The sequence below is a fragment of the Paraburkholderia sp. MM6662-R1 genome (genome assembly GCF_050436245.1).
Classification (GTDB): Bacteria; Pseudomonadota; Gammaproteobacteria; order Burkholderiales; family Burkholderiaceae; genus Paraburkholderia; species Paraburkholderia tuberum.
This window is the reverse complement of the sequence record NZ_JBNDLV010000003.1, coordinates 235,608-252,752: the sequence shown is the minus strand read 5'-3', so window position 1 is coordinate 252,752 and position 17,145 is coordinate 235,608. Positions and strand designations below refer to the sequence as shown.

14 protein-coding genes and 2 pseudogenes are annotated in these 17,145 nt (G+C 62.6%); 9 read left to right on the top strand and 7 right to left on the bottom strand.

Going from position 1 to position 17,145, the window contains the following annotated elements:
* Positions 1-22: 22 nt before the first annotated feature.
* From OKW39_RS23740 to OKW39_RS23725, 4 genes are all read left to right on the top strand, one after another.
* Positions 23-970 carry a pseudouridine-5'-phosphate glycosidase gene (locus OKW39_RS23740; protein ID WP_090811608.1) on the top strand — a complete coding sequence of 316 codons (948 nt, stop codon included), beginning with the start codon at positions 23-25 and terminating at the stop codon, positions 968-970.
* A gap of 302 nt (positions 971-1,272) precedes the next feature.
* Positions 1,273-4,578, top strand: coding sequence for an adenylate/guanylate cyclase domain-containing protein (locus OKW39_RS23735; RefSeq protein ID WP_429563847.1), 3,306 nt, complete (start codon positions 1,273-1,275; stop codon positions 4,576-4,578).
* Between the two features lie 118 nt (positions 4,579-4,696).
* On the top strand, positions 4,697-6,142 hold the full coding sequence (locus OKW39_RS23730; RefSeq protein ID WP_429563846.1) for a DUF5939 domain-containing protein: 1,446 nt from the start codon (positions 4,697-4,699) through the stop codon (positions 6,140-6,142).
* Positions 6,143-6,312: 170 nt separating this feature from the next.
* Positions 6,313-6,780, top strand: a complete 468-nt coding sequence (locus OKW39_RS23725; RefSeq protein ID WP_429564260.1) for a BON domain-containing protein — start codon at positions 6,313-6,315, stop codon at positions 6,778-6,780.
* Positions 6,781-6,885: 105 nt separating this feature from the next.
* Here the strand turns inward: OKW39_RS23725 and OKW39_RS23720 are convergent.
* Both OKW39_RS23720 and OKW39_RS23715 read right to left on the bottom strand, forming a co-directional pair.
* Positions 6,886-7,317 (bottom strand): annotated as a pseudogene (locus OKW39_RS23720) (glycine cleavage T C-terminal barrel domain-containing protein); the annotation flags it as partial.
* Positions 7,318-7,325: 8 nt separating this feature from the next.
* Complete coding sequence (locus tag OKW39_RS23715) at positions 7,326-8,240, bottom strand: AraC family transcriptional regulator (RefSeq protein ID WP_429563845.1); 915 nt, start codon at positions 8,238-8,240, stop codon at positions 7,326-7,328.
* Between the two features lie 99 nt (positions 8,241-8,339).
* Between OKW39_RS23715 and OKW39_RS23710 the strand changes: the two genes are divergently transcribed.
* Positions 8,340-9,089, top strand: coding sequence for an SDR family oxidoreductase (locus OKW39_RS23710; protein WP_429563844.1), 750 nt, complete (start codon positions 8,340-8,342; stop codon positions 9,087-9,089).
* A gap of 36 nt (positions 9,090-9,125) precedes the next feature.
* On the opposite strand, the gene OKW39_RS23705 is transcribed toward OKW39_RS23710, so the two are convergent.
* The gene (locus OKW39_RS23705) at positions 9,126-9,866 is read right to left on the bottom strand and encodes an SDR family NAD(P)-dependent oxidoreductase (RefSeq protein ID WP_184055638.1); all 741 of its coding nucleotides are present in this window, start codon (positions 9,864-9,866) and stop codon (positions 9,126-9,128) included.
* A 121-nt stretch (positions 9,867-9,987) separates the two neighbouring features.
* On the opposite strand from OKW39_RS23705, the gene OKW39_RS23700 reads away from it, so the two are divergent.
* On the top strand, positions 9,988-10,878 hold the full coding sequence (locus tag OKW39_RS23700) for a LysR family transcriptional regulator (protein WP_429564259.1): 891 nt from the start codon (positions 9,988-9,990) through the stop codon (positions 10,876-10,878).
* Positions 10,879-10,965: 87 nt separating this feature from the next.
* On the opposite strand, the gene OKW39_RS23695 is transcribed toward OKW39_RS23700, so the two are convergent.
* Positions 10,966-11,856 (bottom strand): LysR substrate-binding domain-containing protein, encoded by an 891-nt coding sequence (locus OKW39_RS23695; protein ID WP_429563843.1) that lies wholly within the window; start codon positions 11,854-11,856, stop codon positions 10,966-10,968.
* 100 nt (positions 11,857-11,956) lie between these two features.
* Between OKW39_RS23695 and OKW39_RS23690 the strand changes: the two genes are divergently transcribed.
* Complete coding sequence (locus OKW39_RS23690) at positions 11,957-12,547, top strand: LysE family translocator (RefSeq protein WP_090811625.1); 591 nt, start codon at positions 11,957-11,959, stop codon at positions 12,545-12,547.
* A gap of 2 nt (positions 12,548-12,549) precedes the next feature.
* A pseudogene (locus OKW39_RS23685) lies at positions 12,550-12,711 on the top strand (cupin domain-containing protein); the annotation flags it as partial.
* Between the two features lie 144 nt (positions 12,712-12,855).
* Here OKW39_RS23685 and OKW39_RS23680 read toward each other — a convergent pair.
* Both OKW39_RS23680 and OKW39_RS23675 read right to left on the bottom strand, forming a co-directional pair.
* Entirely contained in the window at positions 12,856-14,205 is a 1,350-nt protein-coding gene (locus tag OKW39_RS23680) for an NAD(P)/FAD-dependent oxidoreductase (RefSeq protein WP_429563842.1), read from the bottom strand.
* 586 nt (positions 14,206-14,791) lie between these two features.
* Complete coding sequence (locus OKW39_RS23675; protein WP_090811628.1) at positions 14,792-15,262, bottom strand: ribonuclease; 471 nt, start codon at positions 15,260-15,262, stop codon at positions 14,792-14,794.
* A gap of 160 nt (positions 15,263-15,422) precedes the next feature.
* Between OKW39_RS23675 and OKW39_RS23670 the strand changes: the two genes are divergently transcribed.
* Entirely contained in the window at positions 15,423-15,842 is a 420-nt protein-coding gene (locus OKW39_RS23670) for a DUF1810 domain-containing protein (protein WP_429563841.1), read from the top strand.
* Between the two features lie 49 nt (positions 15,843-15,891).
* Here the strand turns inward: OKW39_RS23670 and OKW39_RS23665 are convergent, their stop codons facing one another.
* Positions 15,892-17,046, bottom strand: a complete 1,155-nt coding sequence (locus OKW39_RS23665; protein ID WP_429563840.1) for a virginiamycin B lyase family protein — start codon at positions 17,044-17,046, stop codon at positions 15,892-15,894.
* Between the last annotated feature and the right edge of the window lie 99 nt (positions 17,047-17,145).

The window sequence follows — 17,145 nt, the reverse complement described above, 5'->3', positions numbered from 1 at the left end:
TCACACCACCGAAAGGATCGACATGGTTGCTGACCTTGCACGCTCCTGGTTGACCTGGAGCGCGCCTGCAGCCGCTGCGCAGGCCTCCGGTCGCCCGCTCGTGGCGCTGGAATCGACCATCATCGCCCACGGCATGCCCTACCCGGAGAACGTTCGCACTGCGCGCGAAGTGGAAGCCTTGATCCGTGACGCGGGTGCCGAGCCGGCGACTATTGCGCTGATCGATGGGCGAATCCACATCGGCCTTTCGGATGACGAGCTGGAAACGATCGGCCGATCGGACCACGTCCATAAGGTCAGCCGCCGCGACCTGCCGGCCGTGCTGGCCGGCGGCGGGCTGGGCGCCACGACCGTGGCTGGCACGATGATATGTGCGGCGTTGGCCGGCATCGAGGTCTTCGTCACCGGAGGCATTGGCGGCGTACACCGAGGCGCGCATGAAACCTTTGACATCTCGGCCGACCTGCAAGAACTGGCGAAGACCTCGGTGGCGGTGATCTGTGCCGGTGCGAAGTCCATCCTGGACATCGGGCTCACATTGGAATACCTGGAAACCCACGGCGTGCCGGTGCTCAGTTGCGAACAGGACAATTTTGCGGCGTTCTACACGCGTGACAGCGGCTTTCGCGCGGACTTCAGGCTGGACGACGCGGAGGAACAGGCACGGTTCATTCGCACCAAGTGGGACCTGGGCCTCGACGGCGGTGTGGTGTTGAGCACTCCGGTGCCGGAAGCCGCAGCGATGTCGTTCGAAGAGATCGACGCGCTGACCCAGCAGGCGCTCGACGAGGCCGCTGCACAAGGAATCACCGGCAAGGCCGTCACCCCCTTCCTGCTGGCGCGCATCAAGGCGTTGACAGGCGGGCGCAGCCTGGCGACAAACATCGCGCTCGTGAAACACAACGCAGAGGTCGGCGCAAGGCTGGCGCTAGCGTTGGCACGCTCAAAGCCCAGCACAGGCGCGGTGTAGCCTCACTGCGGTTTCGCGCGGCTGGTATTTCCTTGACGGCCACCGCGCTCATTTCGAGCCAGTGCCGAAGCTGTTCGCCCCGCGGCTATATGAGGCGCTGGCTCGTCGATATCTGCCTCGCGGAAGTCCCAGTCGTCCAATCGGCAACGCGCGAGACGCACCTTCTCCGCTGCTTTCCACCGGACGACAACCGCGCCCATGGGCGGCAGCGATGCGTCGGCCGCCGCCCGGGGCGCAGGGCTCCACGAAGCCAGCCCCGTGCTATCTTTGACGGATTCGACACCTTCCTCTCAGGAGGGCTCGTGGACGTCGCCGTGTGGCTGCACAGCCTCGGAATGGAGCGGTATGAACCGGTGTTTCGCGAGAACGCCATCGACGCCGACGTGCTTCGCGACCTCACCGCGGACGATCTGAAAGAACTGGGTATTGCGTCGGTCGGTCATCGCCGCAAACTGCTCGATGCCTTGACTGAATTGCGGGCGCGAACCGGGCCCCGGCATAGCGCCGCGAGCCCAGGCGAGGCGAAAGGCGAACGACGGCAGGTCGCCGTCCTGTTCGCCGATCTGTGTGGCTTCACGCGGATGAGCCGTGAAGTCGACGCGGAGGAAGTACTCGCCGTGCTCGATCGCTACTTCGAGCAGGTTGACCGCACCATCGAGCAGCATGGCGGGCACGTCGACAAGCACGTCGGCGACAGCGTCATGGCAGTATTCGGCGCGCCGGTCTCGCATGGCAATGATGTCGAACGCGCCGTGCGGGCGGCACTCGCGATCAGGGACGGAATGCCCGACCTGTCGCGTGCGCTCGGCCGCCCGGTCTGCGTGCATATCGGCATAGCCGGCGGCGAAGTCGTCGCAAGCGGCACCGGTAGCGCGACTCATAGGGAATACACCGTCACCGGCGACACGGTCAACCTCGCCTCGCGTCTCACCGATGCGGCTGAGCCGGGGACGATCCTGATCTCGGAAAGCGTGCGACGCCCGCTGGCTGACCGCCTGGACTGTGTCGAACGCGGCGCGCTGTCGGTCAAAGGCTTCGCGCAAGCGGTCACGGCGTGGTGTATTGCCGGCCTTCGGCGCGCACGCCCGGGCCGGCCGTTCGTCGGCCGGCATCATGAGATGCGGCAGTTTCGATCCGTGCTCCATTCCTGCCGCGACACCGGAGGCGGACGCACCGTTCTGCTGCGCGGCGAGGCCGGGATCGGCAAAACACGCCTGGTCGAGGAATTCGAACGCGAGGCACGGGAGTCAGGATTCCTTTCTCATACTGGCCTCGTGCTCGACTTCGGTGCGTCAACCGGACGTGGCGCAATCCAGTCTCTCGTGCACGGCCTGTTGGCAGCCGACGGCTCAACCGACGGAGCTGCGAGTGCCGCTGGCGTCGAGCACGCGCTCGCCAGCGGTTTGATCGACGCTGGCGACGCACTCTTTCTCGAAGATCTGGTCGATTTGCCGATGGGGTTCGAGGACCGTGCAGTCTACGACGCCATGGACAATGAAATGCGCGTTCGCGGCCGACGCAACGCCCTGACCCGGCTCGTCCAACGCGCGAGCCGCCAGCAACCTCGGGTACTGGTCGTCGAGGATATTCACTGGTCGGACGAATCGACGCTTCGCGACCTCGCCGGACTGTCGGAAACCATGACGGGATGTCCGGCCGTACTCGTGCTGACAGTGCGGATGCACGGCGATTCGACTGAAGAGCCGTGGCGCGTGTCGACCGGCGGACCGTATTCGCTGATCGATCTGGGTCCGCTGAGCGCCGGCGACGCGCATGCGATGGCCAGATCGTTTCCCGGGGCGCAGGCAGGTCTGGCGGGACGCTGCATCGAACGGGCGGCGGGCAATCCGCTGTTTCTCGAGCAGTTGCTGAACGATGCGCAGGACGGCGAAGGGACCGGCGTGCCGGGGTCGGTGCGAAGCCTCGTACAGGCGCGGCTGGATCGGCTTGATCCCGCCGATAAGACAGTGCTGCAGGCTGCCTCGGTGCTCGGCCAGTTGTTCGAGAAGGAGTCGGTCGATTTTCTCGTCGATGGCGCTGGCGCCGATGCTGATGCCGGCGTTGCGCTGGAACCGCTTGTGATCGGTCTGCTGTTACGACGTCAAGGCACCGGATTCATCTTCCATCACGCACTGATTCGCGACGCCATTTATGACGGGCTGCTGAAAAGCCGGCGCCGCGATTTGCATCGTCGCGCCGCACAGTGGTACGGCGAGCGCGACCTCGTCCTGCGAGCCGAACATCTCGATCGCGCGGGAGAACCCGGGGCAGCGCTCGCCTATTGCGAAGCAGCGCGCTCGCAGGCGTCGGGGCACCGCCATGAAGCCGCGCTCCGGCTTGTCGAACGAGGGCTCGATCTCGCGGATCAACGTAGCGACCGCGCCGCACTCGAGTGTCTACATGGCAGCGTCCTGCATGACCTCGGCGACATGAAGTCGGCACTTCATGCATTCGAAATCGCCCTCGAATATGCGACGACGGACGCGGAGCGTTGCCGCGCATGGATCGGGCGGGCCACGGTGAAGCGGATCATCGACGATCTCGACGGTGCATGGGCCGACCTCGACTACGCCGCTGAAGCCTCCCAAGGCCTGTTGCGCGAAGAGGCGCGCATTCACTTCCTGCGCGGCAATCTGTGTTTTCCACGCGGCGATATCGACGGCTGCGTGCGTGAGCACGGGCGCAGCCTTGCCCTCGCGCGCGACGCGTGCGATCCCGAACAGGAGGCGGCCGCACTCGGCGGCCTTGGCGATGGCGAGTACATGCGCGGCCGGATGATCAGCGCCCACGCGGCCTTCAGCCGCTGCATCGAACTCTGCCAATGCCATGGCTTCGGACGGATCGAGGTGGCCAACCTTCCGATGCGGGCGATCACGACGTGGTTTACCGGCGAAGCCGCGCGCGCGCTCGACGCCGCGCTTGCAAGCGTCGCCGCGGCGCAGAAGGTGGGGCATCCCCGCGCGCTCGCCGTCGCCCATCACGCTGCCTGGCACTGCCTGCACGATCGCGCGGAGTGGGATCGTGCGTGGGAGCACGTCGCTTCTGCGCTACAGTGCGCGCGCGAGCTGAAATCAAGGCGCTTCGAAGGTGAAGCGCTCGCGTTTCGCGCGGAATTGCATCGGGTCGCCGGCCGTCCGCGCGAAGCGCGCGCCGATATCGAAGCGGCGCTGTCGATCAGCCGGGAGACCGGCATGAACTACCTGGGCCCCGCTTATCTCGGCGTGCTCGCGCGCACGACGGACGACCCCGTTGTCTTCGCACAGGCGCTCGCGGAGGGCGAAGCTTTGCTCGCGGCCGGAGCGGTGAGCCACAACCACTTTCTGTTTCGACGTGATGCGATAGATGCATGCATCGACCGCAAACGCTGGGATGCGGCCGCGCATCATGCTGCGGCCCTTGAAGACTACGCACGCCGCGAGCCATCGCCCTTTTCCGGATTTTTCGTGGCGCGCGCACGGGCGCTTGTCTCGTATGGAACCGGCAATCGCGATCCGGCATCGCTGAAGGAACTCCAGCGGCTACGGCAGGAGGGCAGCGGCCTGGGTTTCCTTTATGCGCTCCAGGCGATCGAGGCCGCGCTTTCGGGCGAGGCCGATAGAGGAGGATAGGGTCGCCGCGCTCACTCCTGTTGACGCCGTCCAACCATCACCGTATCTTGCAATCCAAGGTAAAGCGACATGACACGGCAGTTGTGTCTGACTGTTTTCCGTTGACCTGGCCACGACGATGAACATTGACGATCGGCTTCTCGAGAGCAAAATGATCGCGATCGAGCAGGCGAGATCATGGAGTCCGCGTGTCATTTCCAAGCTCGAGACTCTGATCAGGAGCGGCGACGAGCTGTCCGTCTACCGGGTCAATCCGCTGGCGTTTGCGCGAGATCGCGGCATAAGCGAGGCTGAATGCATTGACCTCTTTCTTCATGCGGCGCGATACGGATTGTTCGAGATGAACTGGGACGTTCTTTGTCCGCAGTCGGGAATGGTCCTCCACAGCTTCGGATCATTGCGCACTCTCAAGACCCATTACGTCTGTGGGCTATGCGACGTTACGGGCGAAACCGACCTCGACGATTTCATCCAGGTCACGTTTTCAATATCGCCCGAACTTCGGAGGCTGACGTTCCACGATCCCGAGTCGCTTTCCGTGGAAGATTTCCACTGGAAACTGCGATTTAACGGTGACGGTCGGTTCGTCGGCCAGCAAGTCCGGTTTCTCGACTTCTTGCGGGGGCTCGTGCGCGGCCTCACGTTCCTGCCGCCAGGTTCGACGACGACCCTGCAGGCTGTTCTTGGCCCCGGTGCCTTGACGGGTGTGAATGTCGAGACACAAGCCGCTCTCATTGTTCCGATCGCTGGTGAGGCCGCTACCTCGCCGACACTGTTGCAGGTCGGTTATGACGGTCAACGGTTTGCCCCGGCGCTCTGCGTTGTGCCGCCTGGGCCTGTCGTCATTCAAGTAAGGAATACCGGGAGCACGCGCGGGTCGCTGCTCTTGATCAATTGGCCTCCAGAGGTCGTCGCTCAGGCCATCAAGCCGCCGCTCGAATTCGAACCGTATCTCTCCGGCGGGGCGCTGGTGGCGCGACAGACCTTCCGGCGCCTGTTCCGCTCGGAGAACGTTGACGAGAAGGAAGGCCTTGGGATTCGGCAAGTGACGTTCGTTTTCACGGATCTCAAGGGTTCGACGGCCATGTATGAACGCATCGGCGATCTGAATGCGTACGGCCTCGTCAGACAGCATTTCGCCTTGCTTGAGATGATCGCACAACGGTATTCCGGCGCTATCGTGAAGACGATTGGCGACGCTGTGATGGCCGTCTTTTGTCGACCGACGGACGCGGTTTCCGCGTCATTGAGTATCGTGGAGGAAATCGGGCGCTTCAATCGCGAACGTGGAGAACCGGCGATCATCCTGAAGATCGGGGCACATTGCGGGCCGTCGATTGCGGTGACACTGAACGACAATCTCGATTATTTCGGCCAGGCCGTCAACGTCGCCGCGCGCGTGCAGTCTCTCGCCGACGCCGGGGAGATTTGCATTTCGGAAGCGCTCTATAGTGCGCCTGGGGTCCGCGACCTCCTTGGTGGCCGCACTGTCGTCGAATTTGAGGCTCCGCTTCGCGGCCTCCAGGGCAGGGCAAGCGTGTATCGCATCGTGTCCGAGTGGTGACGGCTTACGGCGCCGATCTTGCCTCCTCCTGGGGCTATTCTTGTTTGCTCAACATTGAACCCGACAGGTGCCGTGATGGAGAAGAACGACGCAGCCGGTTTGCTCCCTATGCATGGCGTTCAGCCGCGTTCCGAGGAAACGCTCGCGACCTGGATCTGCTGGTCAAAGAAATGGTTCGACACGGACAGCGGATTTTGCAAGGTTGGGCAGAACCCAAAGGAGCCAGCATGAACATAAGCAATGCGAGCAGAATAATCGACGCAATGTTAATTGCGGCCATCGCGAGTGGCGCGGCCTATGCGAACGCGCAACAAGGTATGAGCGCGACGGCCGGCGCGGTCGCACAAAGGGTGGCGGCCTCGGGCTCGCCGCCTCGACCCAGGCCGGATACTTCGATAGTTCGTGACGTTCGCCGCGCCCTCAGGCGGGTACCGGATATGGATGATTCAGAGATTCACATCAGGGCCAGCCACGGCGTCGTCACGCTCACCGGATCGGTGCCGGAAAGCTGGCAGATCTCGCGCGCTGGCAATGCACCAAGATCAGTGCTGGGAGTCAAGTCGGTGACGAACAGATTGACAGTGCGAAAGAGCGATGCAGCAAGCATTGACCAACGTCTCGCGGCATCGGCCGGATAGGCTCGATGTTGATCTCATCACTTCGGGAAGCTCCACGAAGGCGCAACGCGCGACTGTTGCGCGAAATCCTGATTTTGGGGTCGTTCGCGGCTCAGCTCGCTGCATTTAGCCCTTCACGCGTTCCGATCGCGAATCGTATGGCGCCCTAAGATGCACGATTGCCCTCACCTGTTCGCCCGCCACGTCGATCGTATAGCGGCCTTGCGTGAGCCACGCGGCATCGGCGGCACCATCGGCACGGTTCACGAAGCCCATTGCAACCGGACATCGCAATGTATGCCCAAACGCGGCTGAGGTTACCGCCCCTACCGGCTTGCCGTCGCGCAAGATTGCTTCGCCACCCCACAGCATCAGATGTTCGGCGCCGTCGACCGTCAGGGTAACGAGACGCCGGCGCAGCGGCGCCTCGCGCAGACGCAGAAGGGCCTCGCGACCGCGGAAGGCGATGTCCCGGTCGAGCTTGCAGGCGAACGCCAGGCCTGCCTCGAACGGATTGCAATCCGGCGAAAGCTCGCGGCCCCAGGCCCGATAGCCTTTTTATGACGCTATCGAGCGACGACATTCGCTGCGTCTCGAGCATACTGCGTGGGCGGTAGTCCGACATGACGCGTGAACGCGACGCTGAATGCGCTCGCCGAGCCGTAACCGACACGTTCCGCGATCACCGCGATGCTGACTTCGTTCCGGCGCAGCAGGCTCCTCGCGACGGCCATGCGCCACGACAACAGATACTCCATCGGTGCCACGCCGACTGCGCGGCTGAATCGATCGAAGAAAGAGGACCGTGAAAGCGCGGCGGTTCTTGCGAGTTGTGCGATCGTCCAGGGCTTGTGCGGACTCTCGTGCATATGACGGATGGCGAGCGCGAGACGGGCGTCGGCGAGGCCGCGGACGAGTCCGGGCGATGCCCCCGTCCCCGTGGCTCGCAACGCTTCAATGAAGAGCACCTCGAGCAGTCGCGCCAGCACGACCTCGCGCGCGGGCCGCTGCGCGCGCGATTCTTCCCTCACGAGCTTGACGAGCGTCGCCAGCCTGGGTTCACCGCGCACGTGCGCGAGCTTGGGCAAGAGCGAGACAAGCAAGGCCGCATCCGGCGAACCGAATGCGCAGAGGCCCGCAAGCCATTGGGCTTCTGGCGCGACCGATGCATCGCCGAAACGAAAGCTGCCGTCGGGCAGTGCCGCGGGCGCGATATCGGAGACGTCGTCATCGTCGGGCGGATTGATGCTCGTCATCGTGAAGCTAAAAACTTCGGGCACGAGCACGAAGTCATCGGCCTGAAGAATGAGCGGCTCGCAACCATTGACGGATAGACGGAAGGAACCTTCGAGCACCACGCAATAGAACGGCTGGCCGACTTCCGTGCGGCTCGCGCGCCAGCGCCCGGCGCCGCTCAGCACTTTCGAGAACGTGGGCGTCGGCTTCAGCAATGTGACGATTTCGGCGAGCGGGTCGATCATGATCGGACGATTTCGAATGAAACCTGGACGCTCAATTGTAGCGAGTCCGGGCGGTCAGGACTTATTGTGTTGGGACTGTCACCAACCACAGGATTCGACATGAAGACCGTCTTGATTACCGGTTGCTCGTCCGGCTTTGGCCTCGAAATCGCGCGTTATTTTCTGGATCGCGACTGGCGCGTTATCGCCACGATGCGCGCGCCACGCGAAGACGTCTTGCCGCGCTCCGATCGTCTTTCGATTCTCGCCCTCGACGTGAAGGACCCGCAAAGCATTCGCGCCGTCGTCGATGCCGCCGGTCGGATCGACGTGCTCGTCAACAATGCGGGTATCGGTTTTCTGAACGCGCTCGAAGGAACGCCGATGGACACCGTGCGCGATATCTTCGAGACCAACACGCTCGGTACCATTGCGATGGCGCAGGCCGTGTTGCCGCAGTTCCGCGAGCGCCGCGAAGGTGTGATCATCAATGTGACGTCGACCGTCACCTGCAGACCGCTGCATTTGCTGTCGGTCTACACCGCGAGCAAGTCCGCGGTCAACGCGTTCAGCGAATCGCTCGCGCTCGAACTGGAGCAGTTCAATGTGCGCGTGCGTGTCGTGCTGCCGGGACGCGCGCCTTCCACCCGCTTCGGCGAGAACGCGCAGGCACGTATGAAAGACGGATTCGCCGAGCCGTACGGCGCGCTCGTGGAGCAGATTTTCGCAAACTGGCAGAAAGAAACGGCCGTCACGCACGCATCGGATGTCGCCGAAGCGGTTTGGCTCGCAGCGACCGATTCATCGAGCCCGTTCAACATCCCCGCCGGCGAGGACGCTGTCGAGTGGTACAACGCGGCCGCTAAATAGCACGAGTAAAAATCGCGGAGATGAGAGCCTCGGGCCTCAGACCTGGCCGATGCCGCCGTCATTCATCAAATCCGCGCCCGTCATATAGGAACTCTGTTCGGAGGCGAGAAAGAGCGCCGCGCTGGCCATCTCCTCGGCGCGGGCGAGTCGACCGATCGGGACCATGCTCTTGTACATGCTCACCAGATCCTCGCGTGTCGCCGACTGGGAGTCGAGAATCGGGGTGTCGGTGACACCGGGGCTAAGCATGTTGACGCGAATGCCGCGATCCTTGAATTCGGCGGCCCAGGTGCGGGCATAGGAACGCAACGCGGCCTTGGTCGCCGCGTAGGCGGTATGACCAGGGATGCCCATGACGTGCATGGCCGACGAAACCAGGATGATCGACCCACCACCTGTCATCATCGGCAGCAGCTTCTGCACCAGAAATACCGGGCCGCGCGCCATGAGGTTGAATGCCTTGTCGAAATGCTCAGGCGTGATGGTGTCGATCGAAGCCTGCTCGGTAAAGCCCGCGTTCGACACGATGATGTCGACGACACCTTTTTCGTCCCTGACTGCCGCAGCGACACGGTCGAGGTCATCGAGATTCGCGGCGTCGGCCTGAAGCGCGGTAACGTTGCGTCCGAGCAGTTTGACGGCCTCGTCGAGCTGGCCTTGGCGCCGACCGAAGATAAAGACGTGAGCACCTTCGGCGACGAATCGCCTGGCGATCGCCAGGCCGATACCCGTCGTTCCGCCGCTAATCACGGCGATCTTCCCTGTGAGAGTAGACATTGAAGCTTCTGCCTGTTGGTGAATGGAAGTGACATCGTAATTGCGGCTCCTGCGAATGATAATCGGCGGATTTATCATAAGATCCATTCACCGAGAGAATAGATCGCACGAGAGAAATACAATGGATCGGTTTCACGAATTGAACGCCTTCTTCGCCGTCGTTGAAGCGGGTGGCTTTTCCGCCGCGGCGCGCAGAACCGGCGAGTCACAGTCCGCGATCAGTAAGTCGATCGGCGCGCTGGAAAAGCGCCTGGGCGTGCTGCTATTCAACCGAAGCACACGCAGCGTGACCCTGACGGATCAGGGGCAGAAATACTACGAACGCACCAAGCCGTTGCTGGACGAGATTGAGGTGGCCGACAGCGAACTGACCAGCAGCACGCTGGATGTCTCGGGGCTGGTCCGGCTCGCCTCTGCCTCTACGTTCGGTCGCCTGCACGTTGTTCCGCTCATTCCCGAGCTGCTGTCGCGCTATCCTGGTCTGCGGGTCGAGCTCGTGTTGTCGGATTTCGTACGCGATATGGTCGAAGATCGAATCGATCTCGCGATTCGAGTGGGCTCCGTCAACGATCCGGATTCGGTCGTGAAGCGGATTGCGAGCACCCCGCTGGTCTGCGTCGGATCGCGTCGCTATTTCGAGCAATACGGTGTACCGAAGGATCCTACCGAACTCGCCAATCACAATTGCCTGCTCTACGGCGGTCTGATGGAGTCGGCAAACTGGCCGTTTCATGGGCCACGAGGCCGATTCAGCGTACCGGTGCGAGGCAACCTGTCGTCGAATAGCGTCGAGACAATACGATCGGCCGTGCTCGCGGGCGTGGGAATCGGCCTCTTCGCGAAGCTCTCGCTCGCCGACGAACTCAAGCATCCCGACATTGTGACCGTGCTGGACGACTTCATTCGCGACGCCCGTGATGTCAGCATCATCTGGCCGAGGCGTCGTTTCGTGCCTGCGCGCGTGCGCCGGGTGACTGACTATTTTGCGGCTGCGCTGCCACAGCGCTTGTAGGAGCGACGTCCGTGAACTAAAAGATGGCTGGCGGCACTGCGTGCGTCTGAATCAGTCGATTCCGGCGCGCACTTCAAACGCCGGACGTCACGCAATGTTCGCGAGCGGCGCGCGTCGAGTGCCTGCGTCGCCCGACATCGAATCCCGCACATGGCGCGCGAATTCCTGTGCCGCTGGCTGAACCGTCGCGGGCAATCGCAGACAGATCGCGAACGCAGGCAGTGCAGGCAAGCCGCTGACTCGAAACGTGAGCGTCTCCAGATCGGCCGGCACCGTGGAGGCGAGCCAGGCCGTGATCGCGAGGCCCGCGCGCACCGTTGCGGCGGTCGCCTCGATGTTTCTGCTCTCGAACACCGTGCGCCACGCAATGCCCTCGTCCGCGAGCGCGCCGAGCACCACCGGACGGAAAGCACAACGATCGTCTACCATCGACAGCGGCAACGGCCGCTTCTGCCATGCATCACTGCCGCGCCCCTTGACCCACACCAACGGCTCGATGCAGACCACTTCACCTTCGGCTTCGCTTGCGACATATTCGATCAACGACACGTCAACGCGACCGCTATTCACCGCTTCGCTCAGCTCTGGCGACGCCGCGCACACCAACGTAATTTCGACGTGCGGATGCGCCTCGGCGAATGCCTTCATCGCGGGCGCGAGCCGCGTCACGAGATCGTAAGGCACGCCCACACGCAAGGCGCCGCGCAACGGCTGGCCGGTCATGTCGGCCCAGATTTCATCGTTCAGCCGCAGCAGCTTGCGCGCCTTCACGAGAAACTGCTCGCCCTGGTGCGATAGTTCCAGCCGGCGCGTCTTGCGAACGAACAGAAGGCAATCCAGCACATCTTCGAGGCGCTTCACCTGTTGGCTCACGGCGCCTTGCGTCATGTGCAGCAGATTCGCGGCGACCGTCATGCTGCCGCTATCGGCGACGGCAACGAAGGTGCGGACCAGATCGAGGTCGAGGTTTCGGCTCATCTATGCATTATGCGGCGTAATGTACCGCATCAATATTATTAGCTTTCACGTTGCCTTGACGATCCGTACAGTGCGAATTCACTGATCCGAATGTGCACCGATGACCTCGATTCTGCCGCTTCTGCTCTTCGTCGCCGTCGCGACCGTGACGCCCGGCGGCGCGACCACGCTCGCCGCCGCCTCAGGCGCACGCTTCGGCTTCGTACGCTCGATACCGCTGATGCTCGGCATCGCTATGGGCCTCGCCTTGCTCGCTGCGCTCGCCGCACTCGGGCTTGGCGGTCTGCTTCTCACGCTGCCGTCGCTGCAAACGGCGGTGAGGACGCTCGGCTCCGCGTATCTGCTGTGGCTCGCGTGGCGCATCGCGCGCAGCGGGCCGCCAAACGCGAGCAATGGCCCCGTGCGGCCGGTTTCGCTCGTCAACGGTTTCCTGCTGCTCTGGCTCAACCCGAAAGGCTGGGCGATGACGGTTGGCGCGGCGGCGTCTTTCGCGCTGCTCGCAAACAATCCGAACCGCCTCGCGATGCTGCTCGGTGCAGCGTTCGGGGTGACTGCGTGCGCGTCGCTCGCGCTGTGGTGTGCGCTCGGCGTGCTATTCGCGCGGCTGTTTCGGACGCCGCGCCACTGGCGCATTCTCAATCTGGCGATGGGTGTGCTGCTCGCCGCATCCCTCATTCCGACCTGGAGATAAGCATGTCTTCCCATCCGTTCGCCGAATCGTTCGACCTTGAAGCCGCGTTCGCCGATGTGTCGGATCATTGGCCGCCGAAAGTTGTCGCACGGGTCAACGATCGGTACGTGAAGGTCGCGAAAGTGCGCGGGCAGCTCGTCTGGCACGACCACGAGCACGAGGAGCTTGCCGAAGAACACGAGCACCCCGATATCGAGACCTTGCTGGATGAATCCATTCGAGACGCCGGAGACGTCGGCATCGTCTGGCCGAGGTTCCGTTTCGAGCGTGCATGGCGCCTCCGCTCGAGTCGACGCTGAAAGGCGTGCTCAGTGCAGTTTGACGTGCGGCGCAGTGCTTCGACGGAGCCGATGCGCGAGGGTATTGACGATCATGCGTGCATAGCCATGCAGCGCTGCAACGTGCATCCGATACAGCGACAAATACATGAAGCGAGCAAGCAGTCCGTCCACGAGCATGCTGCCGCCGATAAGACCTCCCATCAGACTCCCTACCGCATTCGCGTGCCCGAGCGACACTAGCGAGCCGAGATCGCGATAGGCAAACTCAGGAAGCTTTTGCCCCTCGATGCGTCGCGCAAGTGCCTTGACTAAAAACGATGCCTGCTGATGAGCCGCCTGGGCGCGCGGTGGAACATTGCGCTCGAAACCCAACCATGGACAGGCCGCGCAATCGCCGAATGCGAATATATGGTCGTCGAGATCCGTTTGAAGCGTGCGACGCACACTGAGTTGCCCCAGATGATTGACGGTCAGCCCATCGAGCGTTGAAAGCACCGCGGGTGCCTTGATGCCCGCGGCCCACACCGTGAGATCCGCACGTATCGTCTTGCCGTTTTTCGTGCGGATGAGTCCGGGCGCGACCTCCGCGACCCGCTCGTCGACCATCAACTTGACATTGAGTTTGTCCAGCAGTCCGGCAGCTGCGATGGACACGCGTTCTTTCAACGCTGGCAGAATCCGCGGCCCAGCTTCAATGAGCACGATCCCGACGTCGTGTGTGGGGTCGAGCCGATGCAAGCCGTATGATGAAAGTACCTTCGCCGTATTGCGCAATTCGGCGGACAATTCCACGCCCGTAGCGCCCCCACCAACTATCGCGACCTGAACACGAGGCGCGTGATCGACGGGCACGCCACATGCACTCCGCTCACCGGCGTCTCGTTGTTGTTCGGCGCGAATGCAAGCTGAAATCAGGCGCTTTCTGAAGCGTTCCGCTTGAGCGACGTTGTCAAGCGCGAGCGAATTTTCCGCCGCGCCCGCCACGCCGAAGTAGTGCGTTGTACTACCGATGGCAAGAATCAACGAGTCGTACCCGATTCGGCGCGGCGGTACCAGTTCGGTTCCGTCGTCATCGAGCAGTGGCGCAAGCAGGACCTGCCTCGAGCCACGATCCAGTCCGACAAGTTCGCCCTGGATGAACTGGAAGCCGTGCCACTGGGCTTGCGCGGCGTACGCCAGTTCCTGTGCGAATGGGTCCAGACTTCCTGCTGCGACCTCGTGCAACAGGGGCTTCCAGATATGCGTCCGGTTGCGGTCGATCAACGTAACGGAGGCACGTTGCGCCCCGCTTCTTCGCCGACCACCATAACGATCGCCTAGCCTCGTTGCGAGTTCGATGCCACCCGCCCCTCCTCCCACGATCACAAAACGATGCATGCAGATTCTCCCTGGACGACGACGCGCGGTACGGAAATCCAACACAACGGTTGAGAACAACTATCGCAGAAGCCCGACAGCAGGAAAATCTCATAGTTCTGATGGCTGCCTTCAGGTTTTCTGATTGAGAGATCTCCTACTGACCTCGCCCTCAACGGCGTACTCGCACTGTCTGGAATCCCCTCCAGGTTCACACGCACGATGCCCGAGACCCGGCGCGCGACTTCACTTAGGCGCAGTCGGCTCGCCGCGATGGCCAGGCGCTCGAACGTACTGCTAAACGCAGTTCGGCGCCCTTCCACTCGGCGTGGTCGTCAAAGGGGTGATCGTAGGTGTAGGTGCCGCGCTGATGGCTGGGGGTCGTTCTTCGCCAGATCTGTGGTGATCAGGATGAAGCCATCAACGTTCAGACTTTTGGTCGATGGATTGATGCTGTCGGCAGGTATCTCATCGTTGTGGGCCGCAATGGCACGATGACTGCGTCGCCGAACTCGCTGAAACAGGCGCCATCGCAGCTAGCGAAAAGATGCCTTGCAACGCCGCCGCCAGTTCGCAGATAGCGTCGCTGATGCAGTTCATTCCGTCTTTATTCTCCAATGCGCTTGAAGCTGGCGTAGTAATCGTCGGTGTAATAGCACTCGCGGGTTTGCCTGCGCGGCCCACCACATACGATCCGACGCTGCCCCCGATCCGTCGCGCCTGGTGTGCGAACCGTATAGGTGTGGTAGTAACCGCGCGGATGCTTCGGCAGCAAAGCCGCACTGTTACGAAACAAGACGCCGTCATCGCTAAACGGGAAGGGGCCGCCCGCTTTGATCAGTCGCAGTGTTTCGGCCGCTTCCGCCGGCAACTGCGCCTTGGTGACGGTGACCAGCGCGCCCGTTCCTTGGGCGCCTGATGCAGCGGTTGCAGCGCTCGCACCCTGTGCTGGCTGAACCGGCGCCGAGCTCGCGGATGCGCCCGATGCCTCAGTGGCGCTTTGCGGTCCCTGCTTGCCGCATCCGCCGAAGATCGCGCTCAACGCGACGATGCAGGAGACAGCCCACGCTCTCTTCACGAAACGGTTCTCCCTTCGTTGACCAGCACCCGACGACCTGGATAGACGTAAAGGTATCGCTAATGACGGAGCGAATCAACGATCCATCGTAGACCCGTGCCTGCATGCGCGCGAGAATCGTGGTTTAACGATGGTTTCCACGCCTGCAGCGGAGTACGAAATGGACGATCCCTATGATCTTCAGCGCTTCCTCGATGCGCAAGAGCCGGTCTACGACCAGGTATGCGATGAACTGAGGCACGGGCGCAAGCGAAGCCACTGGATGTGGTTCGTGTTTCCTCAAATCGAGGGGCTCGGAACCAGCGCAATGGCTCAGCGATTCGCGCTTTCGTCGCTGGACGAAGCGCAAGCCTATCTGCGCCACCCGATACTCGGCCCACGGCTGCGCGAAACGACGCACCTGGTCAACCTCGTCAGCGACCGCTCCGTCGAGGAAATATTCGGGTATCCGGATGACCTGAAGTTTCGCTCGTCGGTCACCTTGTTCGCGCGCGCCACGAACGACAACGACGTATTCATCGAAGCTTTGCGCAAGTATTTCGGCGGAGAAGCCGATCCGCGGACCCTCAAGCTGCTCTAGACCATTTTGGTAGCGGACCGCGCAATTCCGCTCCCAGTGCAGTGCGTGGTCACTGCCCGCTCACATCGGCTGCACGGGATCGAAAGAGCAGCAGGTGATCCGTGCCGGATTCGGACAGCCAGACCTCGCCCGGACGACCCATCATCTGACGCACGTTCGCGTGGTCACGCGGCAGCCGCAACACGTCGAACCGCTCGGCACGCGGATCGAAGCGCACTAGCGCATTAGCACTCCATTCGCTGAGCCAGACGATGTCCTGGTCGTCGACGAATATTGCATACGCGTGCGGATCGGTGCCGGGCAGTCCCCATTCGCGCCAATGATGCGTGCCAGGATCGTACACGCCGACTTTTCCGGCGTTCCACTCGCTGACCCAGATGCGCCCCCTGGAATCGGCCCAGACGCGGCGCGCGCCCTGATTCGACGTTGGTGGCTCGATGACCTGTGCCGCGCCCGTCGTCGGGTCGATGCGACCTACGTAATTTCCCGCCAGCGAAGCGAAATACAGATCCCCGGAGCGGGTCACGCAGATACCGTAGGGCCCGGCGCCGCGTGGGGCATCAAAGACGCGCATGCGCGATCGCTGCGGATCGAGTTCGCCGTAGATACCACTTTGCCCCGTAAACCACAGATGCCCCTGTTTGTCGAACACGGCGGTATTCAGATTGGCATCTGGCCGGTCCTTGGGTAGCGGAAAACGCGTGACGGCGAGCGTCTTCGGATCGATACGCACGATTGCGTTCTGGCCGCCGTCAGTGACCCACGCCGCACGATCGGGGCCGACGATCACGCCATGTGGCGCCGATCCGGCGCCGAGCGCGATCATGTCGGTTTTGCCGCTGCGCGGGTCCAGCCGCCCGACCGCTCCCCGCGCCTGCGCGGTGTACCACACGGTGCCGTCATGCGCCGGTGCGACGTCATGCGGTGCGCTGCCGGCCGGGACGGCGAAGCTCTCGAACGACGGCGGCTGTGCTTGAGCCTGCGCGAGGCCAAGGTTGTCTGTGCTGATCGCGCAAGCGATGGCGTAAAGAGCCAGGGCAATCGCAGACCGGGCAGTGGATTGCGGGGCAAGCTTCGGAAAATGTTTGAAGTCCAAGCGGGCAAAATCCATCATCGCACGAAGTCGCTCGAGCGCCGCATGCCCCGGATGGATCGCGAACATCCACCAAAGAAGCCCCACAAGTAACAGCAGAGGAATCAGCATGGGTGGTCTCCATCGCTGCTTGTGCCAGCTAACGTATCACGAATGCCACTTGCCAAGGTCAACCCGACGTTTCAATGCTTGGCGGCATGCGCTTCCTCG

Coding starts and splice junctions, on each gene's coding strand:
- OKW39_RS23725 (WP_429564260.1), top strand. CDS start 6,313: ATGGTTCGACACGGACAGCGGATTTTGCAAGGTTGGGCAGAACCCAAA.
- OKW39_RS23705 (WP_184055638.1), bottom strand. CDS start 9,866: ATGTCTACTCTCACAGGGAAGATCGCCGTGATTAGCGGCGGAACGACG.
- OKW39_RS23665 (WP_429563840.1), bottom strand. CDS start 17,046: ATGCTGATTCCTCTGCTGTTACTTGTGGGGCTTCTTTGGTGGATGTTC.
- OKW39_RS23680 (WP_429563842.1), bottom strand. CDS start 14,205: ATGCATCGTTTTGTGATCGTGGGAGGAGGGGCGGGTGGCATCGAACTC.
- OKW39_RS23670 (WP_429563841.1), top strand. CDS start 15,423: ATGGACGATCCCTATGATCTTCAGCGCTTCCTCGATGCGCAAGAGCCG.
- OKW39_RS23740 (WP_090811608.1), top strand. CDS start 23: ATGGTTGCTGACCTTGCACGCTCCTGGTTGACCTGGAGCGCGCCTGCA.
- OKW39_RS23730 (WP_429563846.1), top strand. CDS start 4,697: ATGAACATTGACGATCGGCTTCTCGAGAGCAAAATGATCGCGATCGAG.
- OKW39_RS23690 (WP_090811625.1), top strand. CDS start 11,957: ATGACCTCGATTCTGCCGCTTCTGCTCTTCGTCGCCGTCGCGACCGTG.
- OKW39_RS23715 (WP_429563845.1), bottom strand. CDS start 8,240: ATGATCGACCCGCTCGCCGAAATCGTCACATTGCTGAAGCCGACGCCC.
- OKW39_RS23695 (WP_429563843.1), bottom strand. CDS start 11,856: ATGAGCCGAAACCTCGACCTCGATCTGGTCCGCACCTTCGTTGCCGTC.
- OKW39_RS23700 (WP_429564259.1), top strand. CDS start 9,988: ATGGATCGGTTTCACGAATTGAACGCCTTCTTCGCCGTCGTTGAAGCG.
- OKW39_RS23710 (WP_429563844.1), top strand. CDS start 8,340: ATGAAGACCGTCTTGATTACCGGTTGCTCGTCCGGCTTTGGCCTCGAA.